The 19,598-nt window shown below is 62.4% G+C and carries 17 protein-coding genes and 1 pseudogene; 13 read left to right on the forward strand and 5 right to left on the reverse strand.

The window, feature by feature from the left end; genetic code table 11:
- Together AC3VI7_RS05170 and AC3VI7_RS05175 are read right to left on the reverse strand one after the other, a co-directional pair.
- A pseudogene (locus AC3VI7_RS05170) lies at positions 1-708 on the reverse strand (site-2 protease family protein); the annotation flags it as partial.
- The gene (locus AC3VI7_RS05175; protein ID WP_489667824.1) at positions 705-1,631 is read right to left on the reverse strand and encodes a DUF2167 domain-containing protein; all 927 of its coding nucleotides are present in this window, start codon (positions 1,629-1,631) and stop codon (positions 705-707) included. The gene AC3VI7_RS05175 and the pseudogene AC3VI7_RS05170, both read right to left, overlap by 4 nt.
- 140 nt (positions 1,632-1,771) lie before the next feature.
- On the opposite strand from AC3VI7_RS05175, the gene AC3VI7_RS05180 reads away from it, so the two are divergent.
- Positions 1,772-2,545 (forward strand): C1 family peptidase, encoded by a 774-nt coding sequence (locus AC3VI7_RS05180; protein WP_489667823.1) that lies wholly within the window; start codon positions 1,772-1,774, stop codon positions 2,543-2,545.
- On the opposite strand, the gene AC3VI7_RS05185 is transcribed toward AC3VI7_RS05180, so the two are convergent.
- Positions 2,542-5,220, reverse strand: a complete 2,679-nt coding sequence (locus tag AC3VI7_RS05185; protein ID WP_489667822.1) for a chorismate-binding protein — start codon at positions 5,218-5,220, stop codon at positions 2,542-2,544. The genes AC3VI7_RS05180 and AC3VI7_RS05185 overlap by 4 nt on opposite strands.
- Positions 5,217-8,249 carry an Rne/Rng family ribonuclease gene (locus AC3VI7_RS05190; RefSeq protein ID WP_489667821.1) on the reverse strand — a complete coding sequence of 1,011 codons (3,033 nt, stop codon included), beginning with the start codon at positions 8,247-8,249 and terminating at the stop codon, positions 5,217-5,219. Before AC3VI7_RS05190 ends, AC3VI7_RS05185 begins: the two co-directional genes overlap by 4 nt.
- Before the next feature lie 517 nt (positions 8,250-8,766).
- On the opposite strand from AC3VI7_RS05190, the gene AC3VI7_RS05195 reads away from it, so the two are divergent.
- Genes AC3VI7_RS05195 through AC3VI7_RS05210 form a run of 4 tightly spaced genes read left to right on the forward strand, consistent with a single transcriptional unit; the run spans position 8,767 to position 11,920 of the window.
- Positions 8,767-9,798, forward strand: coding sequence for an RluA family pseudouridine synthase (locus AC3VI7_RS05195; protein ID WP_489667820.1), 1,032 nt, complete (start codon positions 8,767-8,769; stop codon positions 9,796-9,798).
- Positions 9,795-10,460 (forward strand): HAD family hydrolase, encoded by a 666-nt coding sequence (locus AC3VI7_RS05200; RefSeq protein ID WP_489667819.1) that lies wholly within the window; start codon positions 9,795-9,797, stop codon positions 10,458-10,460. The genes AC3VI7_RS05195 and AC3VI7_RS05200 overlap by 4 nt, the downstream gene beginning before the upstream one ends.
- A complete protein-coding gene (locus AC3VI7_RS05205; RefSeq protein WP_489667818.1) occupies positions 10,460-10,834 on the forward strand; it encodes a Rieske (2Fe-2S) protein in 375 nt (124 codons plus the stop codon). The genes AC3VI7_RS05200 and AC3VI7_RS05205 overlap by 1 nt, the downstream gene beginning before the upstream one ends.
- 60 nt (positions 10,835-10,894) lie before the next feature.
- On the forward strand, positions 10,895-11,920 hold the full coding sequence (locus tag AC3VI7_RS05210) for a S49 family peptidase (RefSeq protein ID WP_489667817.1): 1,026 nt from the start codon (positions 10,895-10,897) through the stop codon (positions 11,918-11,920).
- 8 nt (positions 11,921-11,928) lie between these two features.
- Here AC3VI7_RS05210 and corA read toward each other — a convergent pair whose 3' ends face one another.
- On the reverse strand, positions 11,929-12,897 hold the full coding sequence (corA, locus tag AC3VI7_RS05215) for a magnesium/cobalt transporter CorA (RefSeq protein ID WP_489667816.1): 969 nt from the start codon (positions 12,895-12,897) through the stop codon (positions 11,929-11,931).
- Between the two features lie 97 nt (positions 12,898-12,994).
- Here corA and AC3VI7_RS05220 point away from each other — a divergent pair, with 97 nt between their 5' ends.
- From AC3VI7_RS05220 to AC3VI7_RS05255, 8 genes are all read left to right on the forward strand, one after another.
- Positions 12,995-13,432, forward strand: a complete 438-nt coding sequence (locus AC3VI7_RS05220) for a c-type cytochrome (RefSeq protein WP_489671414.1) — start codon at positions 12,995-12,997, stop codon at positions 13,430-13,432.
- Positions 13,429-14,244, forward strand: a complete 816-nt coding sequence (locus AC3VI7_RS05225) for a formylglycine-generating enzyme family protein (protein WP_489667814.1) — start codon at positions 13,429-13,431, stop codon at positions 14,242-14,244. The genes AC3VI7_RS05220 and AC3VI7_RS05225 overlap by 4 nt, the downstream gene beginning before the upstream one ends.
- A gap of 6 nt (positions 14,245-14,250) precedes the next feature.
- A complete protein-coding gene (locus tag AC3VI7_RS05230; RefSeq protein ID WP_489667813.1) occupies positions 14,251-14,511 on the forward strand; it encodes a VF530 family protein in 261 nt (86 codons plus the stop codon).
- A gap of 4 nt (positions 14,512-14,515) precedes the next feature.
- Complete coding sequence (locus AC3VI7_RS05235) at positions 14,516-14,746, forward strand: RNA-binding S4 domain-containing protein (protein WP_489667812.1); 231 nt, start codon at positions 14,516-14,518, stop codon at positions 14,744-14,746.
- Between the two features lie 44 nt (positions 14,747-14,790).
- The gene (locus AC3VI7_RS05240) at positions 14,791-16,335 is read left to right on the forward strand and encodes an ATP-binding protein (protein ID WP_489667811.1); all 1,545 of its coding nucleotides are present in this window, start codon (positions 14,791-14,793) and stop codon (positions 16,333-16,335) included.
- Positions 16,332-17,030 carry a response regulator gene (locus AC3VI7_RS05245; RefSeq protein ID WP_489667810.1) on the forward strand — a complete coding sequence of 233 codons (699 nt, stop codon included), beginning with the start codon at positions 16,332-16,334 and terminating at the stop codon, positions 17,028-17,030. Before AC3VI7_RS05240 ends, AC3VI7_RS05245 begins: the two co-directional genes overlap by 4 nt.
- Positions 17,031-17,086: 56 nt before the next feature.
- Entirely contained in the window at positions 17,087-18,994 is a 1,908-nt protein-coding gene (locus AC3VI7_RS05250) for a potassium transporter Kup (RefSeq protein WP_489667809.1), read from the forward strand.
- An 11-nt stretch (positions 18,995-19,005) separates the two neighbouring features.
- Positions 19,006-19,598 (forward strand): PAS domain-containing protein (locus AC3VI7_RS05255; protein ID WP_489671415.1); only part of this gene is annotated, 593 nt, incomplete at its 3' end.

Raw genomic sequence — 19,598 nt, forward strand, 5'->3', positions numbered from 1 at the left:
GCTTTGCAGCATCTCATGCACATCGTGCGTCATGACGGCCAGAAAAGCGGTCAACACCAAGTAGTAGAAGCCGTATTCCCATTTGGTGGCCGCAGGGATCGCATAGTAGGTCTGCGCCTCAGCGCTGTCTTTGCGGTATGTAAGCGCCTTCCAGAGTTGCGGTGCCGCCAAGATGGCCACGATCAGCAACATCGGGCTGGGGCGGAAGTAAAACAAAGCCCCCAGAACCGGCACCCCCAGCAGCCAAATGCGCGGTGAGAGCACCGCCGTGATGCGCCCACCATCAAAGGGTGAGATCGGGATCAGGTTGAAGAGATTCAAAAAAAAGCCCGCATACGAGACGGCCAGCAGCCACGGGGTGTCGGTCTGGCGCGCCAAGGCATAGCAAACAAGAGCCCCCACCGTCCCCAACAGCGGGCCGCCCAGACCCACATAAGCTTCAGTTTCAGCGTTGTGCGGCTGATCCTTGAGCTCGATCCAAGCCCCCACGAACGGGATAAAGGTGGGTAGGCCGACATTCAAACCGCGCTGCTTGGCCGCCAAGTAATGCCCCATCTCATGCACCAAGAGCAGCGCCACAAACCCCACCGCGTAGCGCCAGCCAAACACAAAGGCATAGACCACCACCGAGATCAGCATCGTGCCGCCGCTCAGCAGCAGCTTGCCGAATTTGGCCCCTGAGAGCAGCAGCAACAAGATCTTGATCATGCCGAAGGTGGGGTTTGGGGTGGCGGGGGTTTGCGACCAAAAAAGCGCATGAACACTGCAATCGCGCCCGCACTACCCAACAAAATAACCTTACCGAACTTGGCCAAGAACACAAAGATCATGGCCAAGAACCCGAGCTTCTTGGCCGCCAAGCCAACCACCAAAGCAGCCAAACCGTACTCCGCCACCTTGTCGGTGCTGACATTGAAGTCAGCGTAGCGCTTACCGGCGTCAAAGTCCAAGGCAGCGAGCATCTGCTGCACCGCAGCCTTGTGGGTCGGTAACGACTTCAAATCGGTGATGAGGTTGAGGCTGAAATAACCCTCACGCCCCAACACGTAGGTGTTGTAGTTGACGCCTTGAGGTGCCCCCGCCGGAGCGCCCATTTCGTGCGAAGCCAAGGCCCAAACCAAGCGATGCGTGGTTGCGTCATAGACCAAAGGCTCGGCCCAGCCGGTAATTTCGACCCCAGAGACGCCCATTTGCTCGCGCTCTTTGTTGGCCTCAGCCGTGCCATCACGCAGGCTCTGCAACAGTTTCTCGGCGTCCCACTCGCGGGCGTCGTCGTCCTTGATGTAGCCCGAGGGCTCAAAGCGCAGCACCATCACCCAGTCCAGCGTCTCGCTCGACGGAAAGATCAGCCCTTGCACGCTGCTGTCTTCGCCGGGGTTGCCCATGGCTTGGAGCACGCGGGTGGCATGCGGCTGGGGCACAAACACATGCCCGGCGGGCAACTTCAGCACCCCTTGGCCGGCCAAAGCGATCTCGACCGGCCCAGCCTTGGCGGCCTTGTCAGCGTCCTCACGGATTTTGTTGATCTCTTCCGGCGTCATGGCCGCCAAAGCCAAGGTGGCCCAAAGCAGGCCCATCAGCAGCATCACACCATGCAGCCAACGCCGCCCATCCATCCAACGTCCGATCAAGATCTTTCTCCTTTGTGGGTGGCGGCGATTGTGCCTTGTAACAGCGTTGAAATCCTCTTTGTGCGCCGAGAGGGCGGTCGCAGAATGCAGCTTCATTTTTGTATCCGCCCAGTGCGGTCACCCTCTCGGGAGTCAGCTCCATGTCTCGCAAAATTCAACGCTTCGGTTGGTCCCCTGATCTACCTGATCATCGCGATCACATGCTCTCGCTCAAGGCTCCTGCCAAGGCCTTGCCTGCGTCGGTTGATCTGCGCGCCAAGATGCCCCCGGTGTACGACCAAGGTCAACTGGGCAGCTGCACGGCCAACGCGATTTGTGCCGCGTTCGAGTTCGAACTCGTGCGCCAGAACAAGGCCAAGGACTTCATGCCTTCACGCCTGTTTGTCTACTACAACGAACGCGTCATGGAAGGCACTGTGCGCAGCGACGCGGGGGCCATGATCCGTGACGGCATCAAGAGCGTGGCCAAACAAGGGGTTTGCAAAGAATCGCGCTGGCCTTACGTGATCACCAAGTTCGCCCGCAAGCCGACGGTGAGCTGCTACACCGAGGCGCTCAAATTCCAAGCCCTGACCTATCAGCGCCTGACCAGCACCAGCATCGACGAGTTGCGCGGCTGCTTGGCGGCCGGCTTTCCGTTCGTCTTCGGCTTCAGCGTCTTTGACGGCTTTGAGTCGGCCGAAGTGGCCCAAAGCGGTGTGTTGAACCTGCCCACCACCAGCGAATCGCTCTTGGGCGGTCACGCCGTCTTGGCCGTGGGCTACGACGACGCCACCAAGCGCATCTTGGTGCGCAATTCTTGGGGGCCGGGTTGGGGTCAGGCGGGCTACTTCACCATGCCCTACGCCTACATCACCAACCTCAAGTTGGCCGACGACTTCTGGGCCATTCAGGCCGTTGAAGAAGGCGTCTAAGCCGGATCAGACCAGCACCACACGGCGCGGCCGAGGCCCGCAAAGTCCACCTCGACCGTGTCGCCGCGCTGCACCGGCAGCGTGCCCACCCACGAACCCGTGGTCACCACCGTCCCAGCACGCACCACCCGCGTCTCTCCGTGAAAACCTTGGGTCGCGTGGCGCAGCCAAACGGGCAGCACGGCGGCTGGATGACCCAAAGCATGCCGACCTTGGGCTGCGGCCCTATGCCGGCCCATCCGCCCCACCATCTGCACGGTGCAACTTTGCTGCGACCAGTCATGCTGCGGGGCCAAGGGCCGCCAAGGCCCAAGCACCAAGGCAGCGTGCGATTGTCCATCGGCCACCCGCAGCCAAGGCTCGGCTTGGGCGGGATCTCGCCAGCGCGAATCAACCACCTCGATCGACACCGCTATCGCGTCCATCAGTGCTTCAGCCGCCGCCTGATCCAAGGTGGCGGCCAAGGTGGCATCGACATCTCGGCCGAGCCGAAAAGCAATTTCAGCCTCCACCCCTGGCGCATGCCAAGGCGCTGAGCCTCGCGGCGGCAAGGGTGCATGGCTGATCGTGTCGAACCGTGCGCCGCCCGACTTCCAAAAAGCTGCCGCAGACCCCTCGTCCCACCACCCCAACGTCAGACCGACGCCGTGCTGCACCGCCTCAGCCTGCGCGGCGCTGCCCAGCAAACCGCGAAAGGCTTTTGGATCGAGGCAAGCGCCGCTTTGATGCGCATGCACCAACGCCTGCTGCACCTGAGCCACCGGATCCACGTGGCGGATGCGCGCTGGCAGCACGCCTCGCAAAGCATTGCCCACCCACACCGCTTCAGCACGCGCCAAATCCGCCCGGGTCAAGACGCGCTCGACCATCGCCAGCGAGGCATCCGCCAAAAGATGCGCACGCATCACCCCCGGCAGCAGTCCGCAGCGCAGCGGCGGTGTGGTCCAGATGCCGTCGAGCTTGACGAACACGGAGCTGCGCGCGCCTTCGGTCAACTCGCCTTGGGCGTTGAAAAACAACGTGTCGAAAGCGCCCTGCGCCTCTGCCGCCCGAATCGCTGCGTCGTAGCTGGCGCGGTGCGACGTTTTATGCCCCACCCAAGCAGCTTCAACCGCTGGCAAGGGCTCGGGGCTAAGCAGCAGATCGACCACCTCGGGCAGCACGGTGCTCAACGGGCCGCCACTCAAGCGCAGCGGATCGTCAAGGCCCACATCACACCCCACATCACCCGACCAATCCCAGCGCAGACGATGAACGTGGCCCTGTCCCTTCAGGCCGGCGGCATGGGCTTGAAGGGCTGCACGGTGATGCGGCTGCGGCACCGGCCAGCCAAAGGCAGCCGCGCTGCGACTCAAGCGCTCAAAGTGCGCGTCCAAATGCGGAACGCTGCCATCGGCTTCGACGCGCAGCGTCTCGAACAACCGAAAACTCCCACCGTCAACACCCGCCACATCCTTGGGCCAAGGCGGCCGAACAAAACCGGCCTTGATCTGGCACTCGCGCCATTCATCCGACGCCACCGAATCGAGCACGATCCCCGCCCCCACGCCCAGCCGAGCAGGCCGCCTGAGAGGGCCGCCCTCAGCCGACGCTGTCGCCGCACCCACCACCACGGTGCGGATCGCGACCGACAAACAAAACTCCGCCAAGCTCTGCCCAGGCAGCGGCGCATCGACCCAACCGATGGCACCGGTGTAAAGCCCGCGCGCACCGTCTTCCAGCGTCTGGATGAGCTGCATGGTGTGGTGCTTGGGTGCGCCGGTGATCGAGCCGCAAGGAAAAAGGGCCCGCAAAACCGCTGGCAGATCGGTGCCCGGCAAAGGCTCGGCTTCGACCGTCGAGGTCATCTGCCACAAAGCCCCGTGAGCTTCGACTTGAAAAAGCTGCGGCACGCGCACACTGCCCACCCGGGCCAAGCGACCCAGATCGTTGCGCAACAAGTCGGTGATCATGAGGTTTTCAGCGCGATTTTTCGGATCGCGCTCCAACCATGCCGCCGCAGCTGCGTCGCGCTCAGGGTCATTCAGATACCGCGCCGCCGTGCCCTTCATCGGCTTGGTGCTGAGCCGCCCAGCGTGATGGCGCACGAACAACTCGGGCGAAAAAGACAGCACGCTTTGATCGGGCTCGACGATCAAAGCGCCAAAAGGCACCGGCTGGCGCTGGCGCAGGCAGCGGTAGAGCCCCACGCCCGCGTCGCCCAGATCTTCCATCTCCGCTTGCAAGCCAAAGGTGTGATTGACCTGATAGGTCTCACCGGCCCGAATCAGGGCATGGATGCGCTCGATACGCTCAGTAAAAAGCGCTTCGCTTACCTCGGGTGACCAAGCCACCGGCCAAGGTGGCTCAGCAAGACTCGGTGCTTGAGCGGCTAACCACGCCTCGACCTGCACACACGAGCAGTGCGTCAGCGCGCGGAACATCAAAAAGCGCAACGCACCCGGCGGGTGATCGGGGGCAAGCGTGAGGCCTTGCAGGCGCACGCCCCATGCGTAATCGGCCAAAAGCACGGCGTGCAAGCCGGCGGCCAAGTCAGCAGCCACCGCCGCCCAAACCGAAGTCAGACTGGCGGTGTCGTGACCGATGTGTTGGTGCGCGTAGCCGGTATAGAGCCGGCTACGCGGGTCTTCAGCACTGGCTTGAGCGTCGTCAAGCAGAGCGAAGACCGTGGTCACACGGAGGCGGCCTCAGCAGTCACCGACTCAACCACAGCCGGTGCAGGCTCAGCAGCATCAAAGGGCAAGGCCCACTGCGCCAAGTCGCGCCGCGTCTCGACCAAGACCAACGGACCATCGTCGGGCAGAACCATCGTCGGGAGGATGCGCGGCACATGCACCGGACGCGGCTCAGCAGCGATCTGCTCTTGCACCGCGCGGGCCTTGTCAGCGTCGGTCAGCACCCATTCCATGCCGGCATCGCGAGCGATGTTTTGCAAGGATTCGATCGCCAACACATAGGGATCCGGCACGACCGGCCCCGGCGCAACAGCCACCTCGGCCACCGCCACCGCCACCGCCACCGGCGCAGCAGCCACTTCGGCCACGATCGCCGGAGCCGTGAAGGCCATATCCCACTCGGGCTCTAGAGAAGCCGAGGGCACCATGGGTGCCGGTGCGGCTTCAGCCATGGAGGCCAACGTCAACGCAGCAGCATCGATCGATGTGCCTGATGTACTTTCAGCGCCAGCATCAGCCCGGTTGTCAGTACCGTCACGCGGACGACGCTCACGACGCGGACGGGGCTCACGACGCGGACGCGCCTCAGACGGCGCAGCGCCAGCCGCTTCGCCCTCAGCAACCACCACCGGAGCAACCGCCTCGGTACCTTCCGCCACCGAAGCGCCCCCTTCTTGCGAGGCCTCGACCAGAGCACCTTCATCACGATCACGACGACCGCCTCGGCCACCCCGACGACGACGACGCCCGGCGTCACGCTCAGCTTCGGTTTCGGTCCCAGCCTGGACTGGGCCGTTGACATCACCCGGCAAAGGCGTCTTCAGGGTCACATCGAGCGACTCATCGGACTCAGCACGCTGCGAAAGCGCGGGGGTCACGACAGGCAGCACCTGGCTGTCACGCGCTTCACGCGGCTGACGATCCGGACGTTCCGTGCGACCGCCACGACCACCACGGCCGCCTCGATCACCACCACGCTCGGTGCGCTCCCCACGATCACTGAGTGCCGCCGCTTCAACGACACCTTCGGTCACCGACCGATCACGTTCACGTGGCTCACGCGGTTCACGCTCTTGCAGTGGGCGACCCCGGTTGTCACGACTGCCATCACGGCCACCATGACGACGGCCATCACCCCGCCCGCCATCGCGCCGCTCAGAGCGCGCTTCCGGGGTGGTGGGCGTGACTACTGGCATCACCGCAGATGTCGCGGTGGCGGGCGTTGCGACCGCTGAGGTCACAGTGGCCGATGCGCCACCCGTGGTGCCAAACAGGCGTCGCACCCAACCGAAGAAACCACTGCCGCTGCCCGACATCGTCGGAGCCGGAGCGGCGGCTTGAACCGCCACCACCGGCGCAACCGCGGGCAAAGCCGGAACCGCAGCCGCAGGAACGTGGACCGGCACCACGGGAGCCGTGGGAGCTGGCGAATCCGGCAAGACGCCCTTGATCAGCGGTTCTTGCTTGGGTTTGACGTTCTTCTCACGCCGGGTGATACCCACTTCTTCGTCCGGCTCCTCGATCATCGTGTAGCTGGCGCTGAGATTTTCGAGGCGCGGGTCGTCGTGGCGCAGGCGCTCAAGCTTGTAGTTGGGCGTCTCTAGATGCTTGTTGGGCACCAAGAGCACGGTCACGCGCTGCTTGAACTCGATCTTGGTGATCTCGGTGCGCTTTTCGTTCAGCAAGAACGAGGTCACCTCGACCGGCACTTGGACGTGAACCACGGCCGTGCCTTCTTTCATCGACTCTTCTTGAATGATGCGCAGGATTTGCAGGGCGCTCGATTCGGTATCGCGGATGTGGCCAGTGCCGTTGCAACGCGGGCACGTCACGTGCGAGCCTTCGCTCAGAGCCGGGCGCAGGCGCTGACGGCTAAGTTCGAGCAAACCAAACTTGCTGATGGCGCTGAGCTGCACACGGGCACGGTCGTTGCGCAAGCCGTCACGCAGACGAGTCTCGACTTCGCGGCGATTTTTCGACTCTTCCATGTCGATGAAGTCGACCACGATCAGGCCGCCCAGATCGCGCAAGCGCATCTGGCGCGCCAGTTCATCAGCGGCTTCGAGGTTGGTGCGGGTGGCCGTTTCTTCGATGTCGCTGCCACGGGTGGCGCGCGCCGAGTTGACGTCCACCGACACCAAAGCTTCGGTGTGGTCGATCACGATGGCACCGCCCGAGGGCAGTTGCACCGTGCGGCTGTAGGCCGATTCGATCTGATGCTCGATCTGGAAACGACTGAACAGCGCGGCGTCGTCGCGGTAGCGTTTGACGCGATTGGCCGTGTCGGGCATGACATGCAGCATGAACTGCTTGGCCTGCTCGAAGATGTCATCGGTGTCGATCAAGATCTCGCCGATGTCTGCCGTAAAGTAATCGCGGATCGCACGGATCACCAGCGACGATTCCTGATAAATCAGGAAAGCACCCTTACCGCCCTTGGAAGCGCCTTCGATGGCGTCCCACAACTTGAGCATGTAGTTCAAGTCCCACTGCAACTCGGCAGCAGTGCGGCCGATACCGGCCGTGCGGGCGATCAGCGACATGCCCTTCGGGTAGTCGAGCTGCTCTAGGTTTTCCTTGAGCTCTTCGCGGTCTTCACCCTCGATGCGACGGCTTACGCCACCGCCACGCGGGTTGTTGGGCATCAGCACCAAGTAACGACCCGCCAAGCTGACGAACGTCGTCAGGGCCGCACCCTTGTTGCCGCGCTCTTCTTTTTCGACTTGAACCAACAGCTCTTGACCGTTGGCAATTGCGTCTTGGATGCGCGCTTGGCGCACATCCACGCCTTCGCGGAAGTAGCTGCGTGAAATTTCCTTGAAGGGTAAAAAGCCGTGGCGGTCCTCGCCGTAATCGACAAAACAGGCTTCGAGCGAGGGCTCGACGCGCGTCACAACCGCCTTGTATATGTTGCCTTTGCGCTGTTCGCGCCCCTCGATTTCAGTCTCGAAATCGACCAGTTTTTGGCCATCGACAATCGCCAGACGCCGTTCTTCCGGCTGGGTGGCATTGATCAGCATGCGTTTCATGCACTCTCCTCACGCTGCAATCCAAGTTGCAGCGCGCAACGAACAACCAGTGAGGGATCTCAAAGATCCATCCCGGCACTCGATGCACGAACACCGCGCGGCCTGACCATGAAGGAATCGCCCGGGGCCCGCCGCACCAATGCTGTTTGGGGACAGCACCGATTCAAACGGCAGACGGGGCAGCGTGCGTGCAAGAGCACCGTGCGCGACTCAAGCATGCTTGAACATGCGACAGCGCCTCTCGTCAGACGCAAACCACAGCAAACCGACATAGGTCCGTTTGCTGTGGCCGTAAAAACCTTGATTGGGGTCTCGGGACTTGCGGGGCTCTGCCACAGGACTGTTTGTGCCGCCGCCTCACCTTGGGAGTCGGCCTGAACAAGCCAGTCATGCGTTGCATCACCTCTTGACATTTCACCACGTCGCTGTAGGTGGCCCGTTAAACTCAGGCAAATCAAACACTTACGGCGACATTGTGGTGCAACGCATTATAGGGGCAAGGTCCGGGGACAACGCCATGCAGGTTCACCCCGATCTCAAGGTGCGCTTTTTATGCGTGGACGAGGGCTCGGCGGGACAACGGCTGGATAACTTCTTGCTCAAATCGCTCAAGGGTGCGCCCAAAACCTTGGTTTACCGCATCATCCGCAGCGGCGAAGTCCGGGTGAACAAAGGCCGGGCCCACGCTGATACCCGACTTGATTTGGATGACGTGGTACGCATCCCACCGCTGCGCCTACCGGATCCAAGCTCACAAGCGCAGGCCCAAGCCACAGCAGCCGTGCCGCCCCGGGAGTTTCCGGTGCTGTTCGAAGACGATCACTTGCTGGTGATCAACAAGCCTGCGGGGGTGGCGGTGCATGGCGGCTCGGGCGTGAGCTTTGGCGTGATCGAGCAGCTGCGCCGAGCTCGGCCCGAGGCACGTTTTCTAGAGCTGGTGCATCGCTTGGACCGCGACACCTCTGGCCTGCTTTTGATCGCCAAAAAGCGCAGCGCCCTGACCGCCTTGCAAGAGCAATTTCGCCAGCGCGAAACCGACAAAACCTACGCAGCCTTGGTGCAGGGGAGCTGGCCCGAGAAGCTCAAAGTGATCGACGTCGCGCTGCACAAATATTTAGACAGCGCCGGAGAGCGCCGGGTACGCGTGGTCCAAGCGGGCGACCCGAACATCGAAGATGGCCGCCGCTCCATCAGTCTGGTGCGCACAGCGCAACGCTACAAACACTTCACGCTGCTGGATGTGACCATCAAAACGGGTCGGACGCATCAGATCCGCGTGCATCTGCAACACGCCGGTCACCCGATCGTGGGCGACGACAAATACGGCGACTTCGCCCTGAACAAAGCCTTGGCACGCGGTGAGCCCGTTCAAGGCGCGCAAGCAGGGGTACGTTTTGATCGCATGTTCCTGCACGCCGCCAAGCTGGGCTTCGATCACCCCGCACGGCCTGAGCGAATCGCCCTGCACGCGCCTTTGCCGGCCGAATGCCTGACACTGCTGACCCAGCTTCACCCGCATCACCCGCACTCGTCCCCAACCGCATCATGAATGACCGTCCGCGCCAATTTGACCTGATCGTTTTCGATTGGGACGGCACGCTGTGCGACTCCACCGCCTTGATCGTGCGCTGCATCCAAGCCGCCTGCCGCGATCTGGGCGTGACCGAACCCTCCGACCGCGCGGCCGCGCATGTCATCGGTCTGAGCTTGAGCAATGCCCTGCGCGAAGCCGTACCCGGTCTGGCCGAAGCGCGCTATCCCGAGCTGGCCGACCGCTACCGCCACCACTACTTTGGGGATCACCACGGCGTCGCACTCTTTGCCGGGGTCACCGACATGCTGCATGCCTTGCGCGCCCGCCACCACTGGCTGGCCATCGCCACCGGCAAAAGCCGCCGGGGCTTGAGCGAAGCCCTCGAAGCCACCGCTTTGGGGCCGATGTTTGACGCCACCCGCACCGCCGAAGAAACCGCATCTAAACCGAACCCTCTGATGCTGATGGAGCTGATGCGCACCTTTGGCGTGGATCCGGAGCGCACCTTGATGATTGGCGACACCAGCCACGACTTGTTGCTTGCCGCCAACGCGGGCGTGACCAGCGTGGGGGTGAGCTACGGGGCCCACGACGCCGCAAGTCTCGCGGCACTGACGCCCCGCTATCTCGCCAGCCATGTGGCCGAGCTGCATCAGTGGTTGCTAGAGAACGCATGATGAGCACCCCCTCGCCGCAGGGCGTCCCCCTTTGTGAGGCTCCCGACTTGGTCGAAGGGGGGCGGGCGCATGTCTTTGAACTCCGCGAACACGGCGAGCTGGTGCGTGCTTTTGCGCTGCGCCACGAGGGCAGTGTGGTCGCTTACTTGAACCGCTGCGCCCATGTTCCGATCGAATTGGACTGGCAACCGGGCGAATTTCTCGACGACACCCGGCAATGGATCGTTTGCGCGATGCATGGCGCGATCTACGACCCTCGCAATGGCCAATGCATGGGTGGCCCTTGTCATGGCGAACATCTCGAATCTGTCGCCGTTGCTGAACACGAAGGCCGCATCTATTGGTATCCTCGCGCCCACCTTACCCCTGCCTGAACAACCGATAACGACCCCGTCAGACGCTTTGGCCCTTTTCACCGCCAGCGTCCCACCAGCATGAACCCCCACAACGACTCCGGTGACGCGCCCGCAAGCTCGGCCACGCCCCTCGCCTCTTCTGTCCCTACGCCCAGCCCATCGAGCGACAGCCCCCTTTCACGCGGCAGCGTCGATCATGTTTTGGAGCTGTTTGCGCGCGAATATCTGCAAGATCGACGCAGTGACCGCCGCTGGCGCTTCATGTTGCGCCTGTCTTGGATCCTGCTGGTGCTGGTGGTGCTATCCATGTTGTTGGGTGAACGCAACGCCACCGCCGATACCCACGGGCCACACACCGCCTTGGTGGAGCTGCGCGGCGAGATTTCTTCCGAGAGCCAAGCCAGCGCCGAAACCATGCTGGCCGGCCTGAAAAATGCCTTCGAAGACACCAACGCCCAAGCGGTCGTGATCCGCATCAACTCGCCCGGCGGCAGCCCGGTGCAGTCCGGGATCATCAACGACGAAATTTGGCGGCTCAAGGCCAAGCACAAGAAGAAGGTCTACGTGGTGGTCGAAGAATCCTGCGCTTCCGGGGCCTACTACGTCGCCGCCGCTGCCGACGCCATCTACGTGGACAAAGCCTCCTTGGTCGGCTCCATCGGCGTGCTGATGGATGGCTTCGGCTTCACCGGCGTGATGAGCAAAGTCGGCGTCGAGCGGCGTCTCATCACCGCCGGGGCCAACAAGGGCATGCTCGACCCCTTCTCGCCCCTGCAAGATAAACAACGCGCCTTTGCCCAAGCCATGCTTGATCAAATCCACCGCCAATTCATCGACGTGGTGCGCAAGGGTCGGGGCAGCCGCCTGAAAGAAACGCCTGAGCTGTTCTCTGGGTTGTTCTGGAATGGCGAGGAAGCCATCAAGCTCGGCTTGGCCGATGGCTTGGGCAACCTCGACTACGTGGCACGCGAAATCATCAAAGCCGAAGAGGTGATCGACTACACCCCCAAGCCCAATGTGGCCGAACGGCTGGCCAAACGCTTTGGTGCGGCCATGGGTGAAGGCAGCGTGCATGCGCTGCGCAGCTTGCCCTTGATGCACTGAGTCTCACCTCACAACCAGCCCGCGCGGCGGAATCGCCAGTACAGCAGCCCGCTGATACCGGCGATCACCCCCAGCGCCATCGGGTAGCCCCAGCGCCATTTCAGCTCGGGCATGAGCTCGAAGTTCATGCCCCAGATGCCTGCAAAAGCGGTCGCCACGGCAAAAATCCCCGCCCAAGCGGCCAAGCGTTTGGTGGTTTCGGACTCTTCAATCGTGACCATCGACAAATTGACCTGAATCGCCGTGCCGATGGTGTCGCGGATCGTGTCGATGGAGGTGGCGATACGCATCAAGTGGTCGCTGACGTCCCGGAAATAAGCATCACTGGCCACGCAGACCGCCGGCGCGCGCCCGCCGTGCAGTTTGCTGGCCGCATCCATGAGCGGCACGACAGCGTGGCGTAACAAGGTCGCCCGGCGCTTGAGCGCATACAGGTGCTCGATGTTGGTGCGCCCGGAGCCGCGCTCGAAGATCTGATCTTCGATCACCTCTAGTTCGGTTTCGAGCGATTCAATGATCGGAAAGTAGCGGTCCACCACCGCATCCATCAGCGCATACAGCACAAAGCCCGCCCCTTGACGCAGCAAATGCGGTTCGCGCTCGCAGCGCTGACGCACCCCGAGAAAACTCTGCGCCGTGCGGTTGCGTACCGAGAGCACAAAGTTGCGCCCCACAAAGACGTGGACTTCGCCCACGTTCAGCTCATCGGTCGGGTTGAGCTCAACCAGATGCATCACCGCAAAGAGAATGTCGCCGTACTCCTCGATCTTCGGGCGCTGATGGCCGTGCCGAGCATCCTCGATGGCCAGATCGTGCAGACCAAATTCATCCTGCATCTCCATCAGCTCAGCATCTGTGGCATCACGCAGTGCGACCCAGACAAAGTGCCCCGGCAAAGCCAGGTGATCGCTGATTTCGCTGACGGCGATATCGGCCAGCTTGGCCCCCTCTTGGTAGGCAACGCAGTTGACAAGCATGGGCGAACGATCTGAAAAATGGCGACGGGTCGCCACTCTATACGGCCCCGGTCAATGCGTCATACTGCGCGCCCATCCCACCTGCCAAGGAGCCGCCGTGATCCCCCGATGCATACCCGCCGCCATGCTGTGGATCACACTCTGGCTCACGGCCTGCTCGCCCAGCACCCCGGCAGGCGCTGACGCGAACGACAAAGCACAGGTGCAACTCGGCAAAACAATCTACGCCCAGCGCTGCGCCAGTTGTCACGGGTCCGCGCTGGAGGGTCAACCCGAGTGGCAGAGCCGCAAGGCCAACGGTAAATTGCCAGCTCCGCCCCACGATGGCAGCGGCCACACGTGGCATCACGACGACAAAACCTTGTTCGAGATCACCCAGAACGGTCTGGAGAAATACGCCGGCCCGAACTACGCCACCGACATGCCCCTTTTTGTCGGGGTTCTCAGCCCAGCTGATACTTGGGCGGTGCTGGCGTATATCAAGTCCACTTGGCCCGCCGATGTGGCCCAACACCAACGCAGCTTGAACCGATGAAAACCACCCTTCGCCTGATCCCCACCCTTTGCGCACTCGGCCTCGCCTTGTCGAGCCTCTTGGGTGTTTCCACCTGTCAGGCACAGAGTCCAGCCAACGTGGATGACACGGCCCAAAAAGCCGCCTTGGTCTCGATAGAGCAACACATGGTGGCGATGGCCGCAGGCAGCTTCACCATGGGGAGCCCCGTGGGCGAGGCCGACCGCAGCGCTGAAGAAGGCCCGCAACACACCGTCCAAGTCGCAGCCTTCTGGCTGGGCAAAACCGAAGTCACCCAAGCGCAATGGGTGGGTGTGATGGGCTACAACCCCAGTGGTTTCCCCGACTGCGGCCCCACCTGCCCGGTTGAAAACGTGAGCTGGAGCGATGTGCAGGCCTTCATCACCAAGCTCAACCAACAAAGCGGCAAGACCTATCGCCTGCCCAGTGAAGCCGAGTGGGAATACGCCGCCCGCGCCGGCACCAAGGGCCGCTGGAGCTTTGGCGAAAACGATGCCCAACTCAGCCAATACGCTTGGTTTGATCGCAACAGCGGCAGCAAAACACATCCTGCGGCGCAAAAACAAGCCAATCCACTGGGTTTGTTTGACTTGCATGGCAACGTTTGGGAATGGGTCCAAGACTGCTGGAACGGCAACTACAACGGTGCGCCCACGAACGGCTCGGCATGGATGAGCGGCGATTGCAACCGCCATGTGCAGCGCGGCGGCGACTGGGGCGTGCTCGGGCGTCAATTGCACTCGGCTACCCGCAGCGCCGTCACCACCACCAACCACTACTACGGCTTGGGCTTTCGTCTGGCAAAGAACTAAACCACTATGAACGCTGCAACACCCCACCCACGCGACCCTTTGCACGGCCTCACGCTAGAGAAAATCTTGGAGGCGCTGGTGGCCCATTTTGGTTGGACGCTCTTGGGCGAGCACATCGCCATCCGCTGCTTCACGCTCGACCCCAGCATCTCGTCAAGCCTACGTTTCCTGCGCAAAACCCCTTGGGCGCGCGAGAAAGTCGAAAGCCTCTACCTCTACATGCTGCGCGAACAAAAACGCCAAGGCACTTCTGCCCCCCACCCTTGACACCATGGCCACCCTGAACAAGATCGACTTTCCCCTGCGCGGTGAGTTCATTCCCCTCGACGCCCTGCTCAAAGCGACCTCCATGGCCCCCAGCGGTGGCGCGGCCAAGGCGTTGATTGCCAGCGGCGTGGTCGAAGTGGACGGCCAAGTCGAGCTGCGCAAGACCTGCAAGCTACGCTTGGGCCAAGTGGTGCGTTTGACAGGCGTGCGGATCCACATCGTCGCCGGTGAATGAGCTCCTGATGCTTTCCTGATGTGCGGCCTGCTACCTTGGCAGGCATGCGGATCTCGTTGCATCGTTTCCTCACCCTTTTGGGCACCTTGGCCTGCTTGGCCTTGGCGCAAGGCATCGCTCAAGCCCTTGATCCTCGCGTCGATCTGGCCAATCTGGCCATGATCTTCGTCTTGGCCAGCACTTTGGTGGCGTTCTGGCTGCCCGCTTGGGCTTCAGCACTGTTCGCCTTGACCAGCGTGGCGCTGTTCAACTGGTCCTTCGTCCCACCTCGGGGCAGTTTTCAGGTGGACTTGCGTCAGCATGCTTTGCTGCTCGGCACCTTGCTCACGGTTTGTCTGACGGTCAGCCTCTTGATGGCACGACTGCGGCGTGAAGCTTCGCTGGCAGCCCGTCGCGCCCACGAGGCCCAGCAAATCCAGCAACTCGGTGACGTACTGCGGGCGGCTCAGGATCCACAGGCCATGACCGAGGGCCTCGATCAAGCCTTGGGCTTTCTACCGTCGCAGGGCACCGCGTTGATGTTGCTGAATAACGAGCTGCCCATCACCGACGATCCGCTCGCAGCGCTGTGGCGCGGTGTCGTGCTGAGTCCGGCAGAACACATCGGTCTGTGGCTCTGCCTGCGCGAGAACCACGCCTTTGGTGCGGGCACGGGCCGGCACAGCGAACTCCCCGCGTGGTACCTACCGATCCGGGGTCCTCAAGCGGCGTGGGGCGCGGCCCTCCTGCGACTGGACCCGTTCAAAGAGCCCGATCCCGACTTGCAACGCCATGCCCAAATGCTGTGCGATTTGCTGGGACAAGCCCTGCATCGACATCACCTTGAGCGGCGCACAGCTGAAGCTCGGGCCGAAGCCGAAGCCCAAAAGCTGCGCAGCGCCCTGCTGGCCGCCATCTCGCACGATTTCCGCACCCCCCTCGCCTCTATCCTTGGCGCAGCATCGTCGCTGTCTAGTCAGTCGGAACGTCTCTCTGAAAGCCAACGGCGCACATGGCTGAACCAGATTCAGGACGAAACCCGGGCGCTGACCACCATGGCCGACAACACCCTGCAACTCGTGCGCCTCGAAGCCGGCCAAATCGCCTTGCGCTTGGATTGGGAATCGCTGGAAGAGTTGGTCGGTGCCGTCTTGGCGCGGGTGCGCCAGCGAGACCCCCAACGCCGCATTCGGGCTCGGCTGGAGCCTTCATTGCCGCTGATCCGAGTCGATGCACCGCTGTTCATCCAGCTGCTCGAAAATCTGCTCGACAACGCGCTGAAGTACAGCCCGGCCGATGCTGGACCCGTGGACTTGGTGGTGCGAGTCGCCGAAGACACCCTGCTTCTGGCGATCAAAGATCGTGGTCCCGGCGTACACGTGGCTGATCGAGCCCGGATTTTTGACATGTTCCAACGCGGCCAAGGAAGCAGCACGTGCCGAGGCTCCGGGTTGGGCTTGGCGGTCTGTCGTGCCATCGCCCAAGCCCACGGCGGCAGCTTAAGTGTGCGTATACGGGGTCATGGCGGCAGCAGTTTTGAGTTGCACCTCCCCCTGCAAAACGCGCCCGACATGCTCACGCCGGCTGAAGACATCGAGGTCAACCCATGATTCGTGTCCTGCTGGTCGAAGATGACCGTGACTTGCGCACTATGCTGCGCACCACGCTGGAAGTCGAAGGCTTGGCGGTGCATACCGCTGCCTCCTTGGCCGAGGCCCAAGCCCTGATCCGTCATACCCCGGTCGATCTGGTGCTGTTGGATTTGGGCTTGCCTGACGGCGATGGTCAAACCTTGCTCAGCGAACTACGCCAGCGCCACAACACCCCCGTGCTGATCATTTCGGCCCAACCATCGGATGAGAAAAAAATCGCTCTGCTCGATGCCGGCGCCGATGACTATCTGAGTAAGCCCTTCAGCGTGGCGGAGTTGCTGGCCCGCATGCGTGTGGCCTTGCGCCACCGAGGCACCACCCTCACCCCCGCCATCACCCGCTATAGCCACGAAGGTCTCGACATGGATCTGAGCCTGCGCGAAGTGGTGTTACGCGGTCAAAAGGTCCATCTCACCCCGACCGAATACAAGTTGCTGGCCCGATTGGTCCGCAACGCGGGTCAAGTGGTGACACACCGCGCCTTGCTGGCCGATGTCTGGGGGGCCGACTGCACCGAACACACCCACTACTTGCGGCTCTACATGGGCCAGTTGCGCGCCAAACTCGAAGCCGAACCGGCCGAACCGCGCTTTCTCCTCACCGAACCGGGTGTCGGCTATCGGCTGGCGGACCCCATCCATATGCGTTCCTGACGTCAGCGGCGGCATAACCTTGGCGTCGTCCCTTGCGGACACCTCAAACATCGCCCATGTCAACCCCGCAAAGCACCCTTACCCCCACCCAAAGCGCCAGTTGGAAAGCCCTCACTCTGGGTGCCATCGGCGTGGTGTACGGCGATATCGGCACCAGCCCGCTCTACACCGTCAAAGAAGTCTTCAGTCCAACCACGGGCATTCCCCTCGATCAAGGGCATCTGATCGGGGCCATCTCGGCCATTTTCTGGGCCTTGATGCTGGTGGTGACACTGAAGTACGTCATCTTGATCCTGCGGGCCGACAACCGAGGTGAAGGCGGCATCATGGCTTTGACCGCCTTGGCCGCCAAAGCCTCTGACATGGGCGGCGGTTCACGGCCCGGCTGGCGACGACTGATTCTGCTCACGGGGGTGTTTGGGGCCACGCTGTTTTATGGCGACGCCATCATCACGCCGGCCATTTCGGTGCTCTCAGCAGTCGAAGGTATCGAAGTCGCCACTCCGGCCTTCAAAAGCTACGTGATCCCGATCACCGTCACGGTGCTGATCGGTTTATTTTTGATGCAACGCTGGGGCACCGGCTTGGTCGGCAAGCTATTCGGCCCGGTGATCGTGTTGTGGTTTGTGGTCTTGGGTGGCGTGGGTGTGATGCAGATCCTGCGCGAGCCGGCCATTTTGGCGGCGCTCAATCCCATGCAAGCGCTCGGTTTTTTGCACGAACGGGGCTGGGGGGTCTTCGCCGCCTTGGGTGCCATCGTGCTGGCTGTGACCGGAGCCGAAGCGCTCTACGCCGACATGGGCCACTTCGGCCGCTTTCCGATCCGCTTGGCGTGGAGTGCGCTGGTGATGCCGGGCTTGGCATTGAACTACCTAGGCCAAGGGGCCTTGCTGATGCATGACCCGGCGGCCCTCGAAAACCCCTTCTATCGCCTCTTTCCAGAGAGTTGGATGCTCTGCGCCGTGCTCTTGGCCACCGCTGCCACCGTGATCGCTTCACAAGCCGTGATCTCCGGGGCCTATTCGATGACCCGTCAGGCCATTCAGCTCGGTTTCTTGCCGCGCATGGAGGTCCGCCAAACCTCGGCGCACGCCATGGGCCAGATCTACATCCCGCTGGTCAACTGGGTGCTGCTTGCGGCGGTGATCTTGGCCGTGGTCGCCTTCGGTAGCTCGTCGGCACTCGCAGCAGCCTATGGCATCGCTGTGACCCTGACGATGCTGATCACCACACTGTTGACGTTCACGGTGGTGCGCCACGCTTGGCATTACCCGCTGATCGTCGTCTTGCTGGCCACCGGCGGCTTGGTGGCGATGGACGCCGTGCTGGTCGCGTCGTGCTCGATCAAATTCATGCAAGGCGGTTGGTTCCCACTGGGCGTGGGTTTGGGCCTGTTTATGCTGATGGCGACTTGGGCCAAGGGCCGCGCTTTGCTGCTCGAAGCCATCCAGCGCAACGATCCACCCCTAGAGCCTTTCGTCACCGCGCTGGCTGAAGAGCCCCTGCAACGCACCCCACGCACGGCCGTCTATGCCGTGGCCAACCCGAACACCGTGCCCCAAGCGCTGCTGCATAACCTCAAGCACAACCACGTGCTGCATGAGCACAACATCATCTTGACGGTGCGATTCCACGAACGTCCCAGCATCGCCCCCGAGGAACAGGTGGTCCTGCAAGCGCTGGCTCCCGGCTTCTGGCGCGTGACGGTGCATTACGGCTTCAAAGACGCTCCCAACATTCCTGAAGCCTTGAGCCGTTGCCATGCTCCCGATTTGCAGATCGAAGCCAGCGCCACCAGCTACTTCCTGAGCCGCGAAATCGTCGTCCCCACCCCTGGCTCAGGCATGACCCACTGGCGCGAAGCCCTCTTTGCCACCATGGCCCGCAACGCCGGCAGCGTTGCCGACTACTTCCGCCTGCCCGACAACGCCGTCATCGAACTGGGGACTCGGGTGCAGATTTAAGATCTGCACCCATGCTCAACCCTGCCGCACCTTTGGTCCTGCTGCACCTGCACCACCACGCTTCGCACGAATCACCGAAGTGGACGGAGCTGCCTGGGTGGCAGGTGCAAAGTGTGGTGATGCCCGCCGTGCTGCCCGTCCAACCGTTGGGCCTACCCCGGGTGATCCTGATCGACGGTGATTTTGAAGGCTTGGCAAGCCTGCTTGAGCACTTGGGCCGCTTGCTCGGCGGACATGACCCCATCGTGGTGTTGCGCCGTCCCGACCGCGCGGTCTGGGATCGGTGCTTCAGCCTTGGGGTACACAGCGTCTGCGCGCCAGACGACACCGCAACCTTGCTGAGCACCCTGCACCAACTGAGCTTGTCGCTGCGCTCGCCGCACGGTGCTTGGGCGCAAGTGCAGGCACTGCACCGCGAACGCCATCAACTGCAATCCAGCCTCGACAACATTCCTGCCCCCATCTTCATCAAGGATGCCCACGGCGTATACCGGGGCTGCAACCGGGCCTTCGAGGCTTACATCGGCTTGAGGCGTGAACAGGTGCTGGGCAAGACGGTCTACGACGTCGCCCCAGCACACTTGGCCCGGATCTACGAAGAAGC

The organism is Leptothrix toolikensis (SeqCode), assembly GCF_057922285.1.

Bases quoted from the DNA above. Each gene is read 5' to 3' on its own strand.
- AC3VI7_RS05180 (WP_489667823.1), top strand. From the start codon at position 1,772: ATGTCTCGCAAAATTCAACGCTTCGGTTGGTCCCCTGATCTACCTGAT.
- AC3VI7_RS05190 (WP_489667821.1), bottom strand. From the start codon at position 8,249: ATGAAACGCATGCTGATCAATGCCACCCAGCCGGAAGAACGGCGTCTG.
- AC3VI7_RS05195 (WP_489667820.1), top strand. From the start codon at position 8,767: ATGCAGGTTCACCCCGATCTCAAGGTGCGCTTTTTATGCGTGGACGAG.
- AC3VI7_RS05200 (WP_489667819.1), top strand. From the start codon at position 9,795: ATGAATGACCGTCCGCGCCAATTTGACCTGATCGTTTTCGATTGGGAC.
- AC3VI7_RS05205 (WP_489667818.1), top strand. From the start codon at position 10,460: ATGAGCACCCCCTCGCCGCAGGGCGTCCCCCTTTGTGAGGCTCCCGAC.
- AC3VI7_RS05210 (WP_489667817.1), top strand. From the start codon at position 10,895: ATGAACCCCCACAACGACTCCGGTGACGCGCCCGCAAGCTCGGCCACG.
- corA (WP_489667816.1), bottom strand. From the start codon at position 12,897: ATGCTTGTCAACTGCGTTGCCTACCAAGAGGGGGCCAAGCTGGCCGAT.
- AC3VI7_RS05225 (WP_489667814.1), top strand. From the start codon at position 13,429: ATGAAAACCACCCTTCGCCTGATCCCCACCCTTTGCGCACTCGGCCTC.
- AC3VI7_RS05230 (WP_489667813.1), top strand. From the start codon at position 14,251: ATGAACGCTGCAACACCCCACCCACGCGACCCTTTGCACGGCCTCACG.
- AC3VI7_RS05235 (WP_489667812.1), top strand. From the start codon at position 14,516: ATGGCCACCCTGAACAAGATCGACTTTCCCCTGCGCGGTGAGTTCATT.
- AC3VI7_RS05240 (WP_489667811.1), top strand. From the start codon at position 14,791: ATGCGGATCTCGTTGCATCGTTTCCTCACCCTTTTGGGCACCTTGGCC.
- AC3VI7_RS05245 (WP_489667810.1), top strand. From the start codon at position 16,332: ATGATTCGTGTCCTGCTGGTCGAAGATGACCGTGACTTGCGCACTATG.
- AC3VI7_RS05250 (WP_489667809.1), top strand. From the start codon at position 17,087: ATGTCAACCCCGCAAAGCACCCTTACCCCCACCCAAAGCGCCAGTTGG.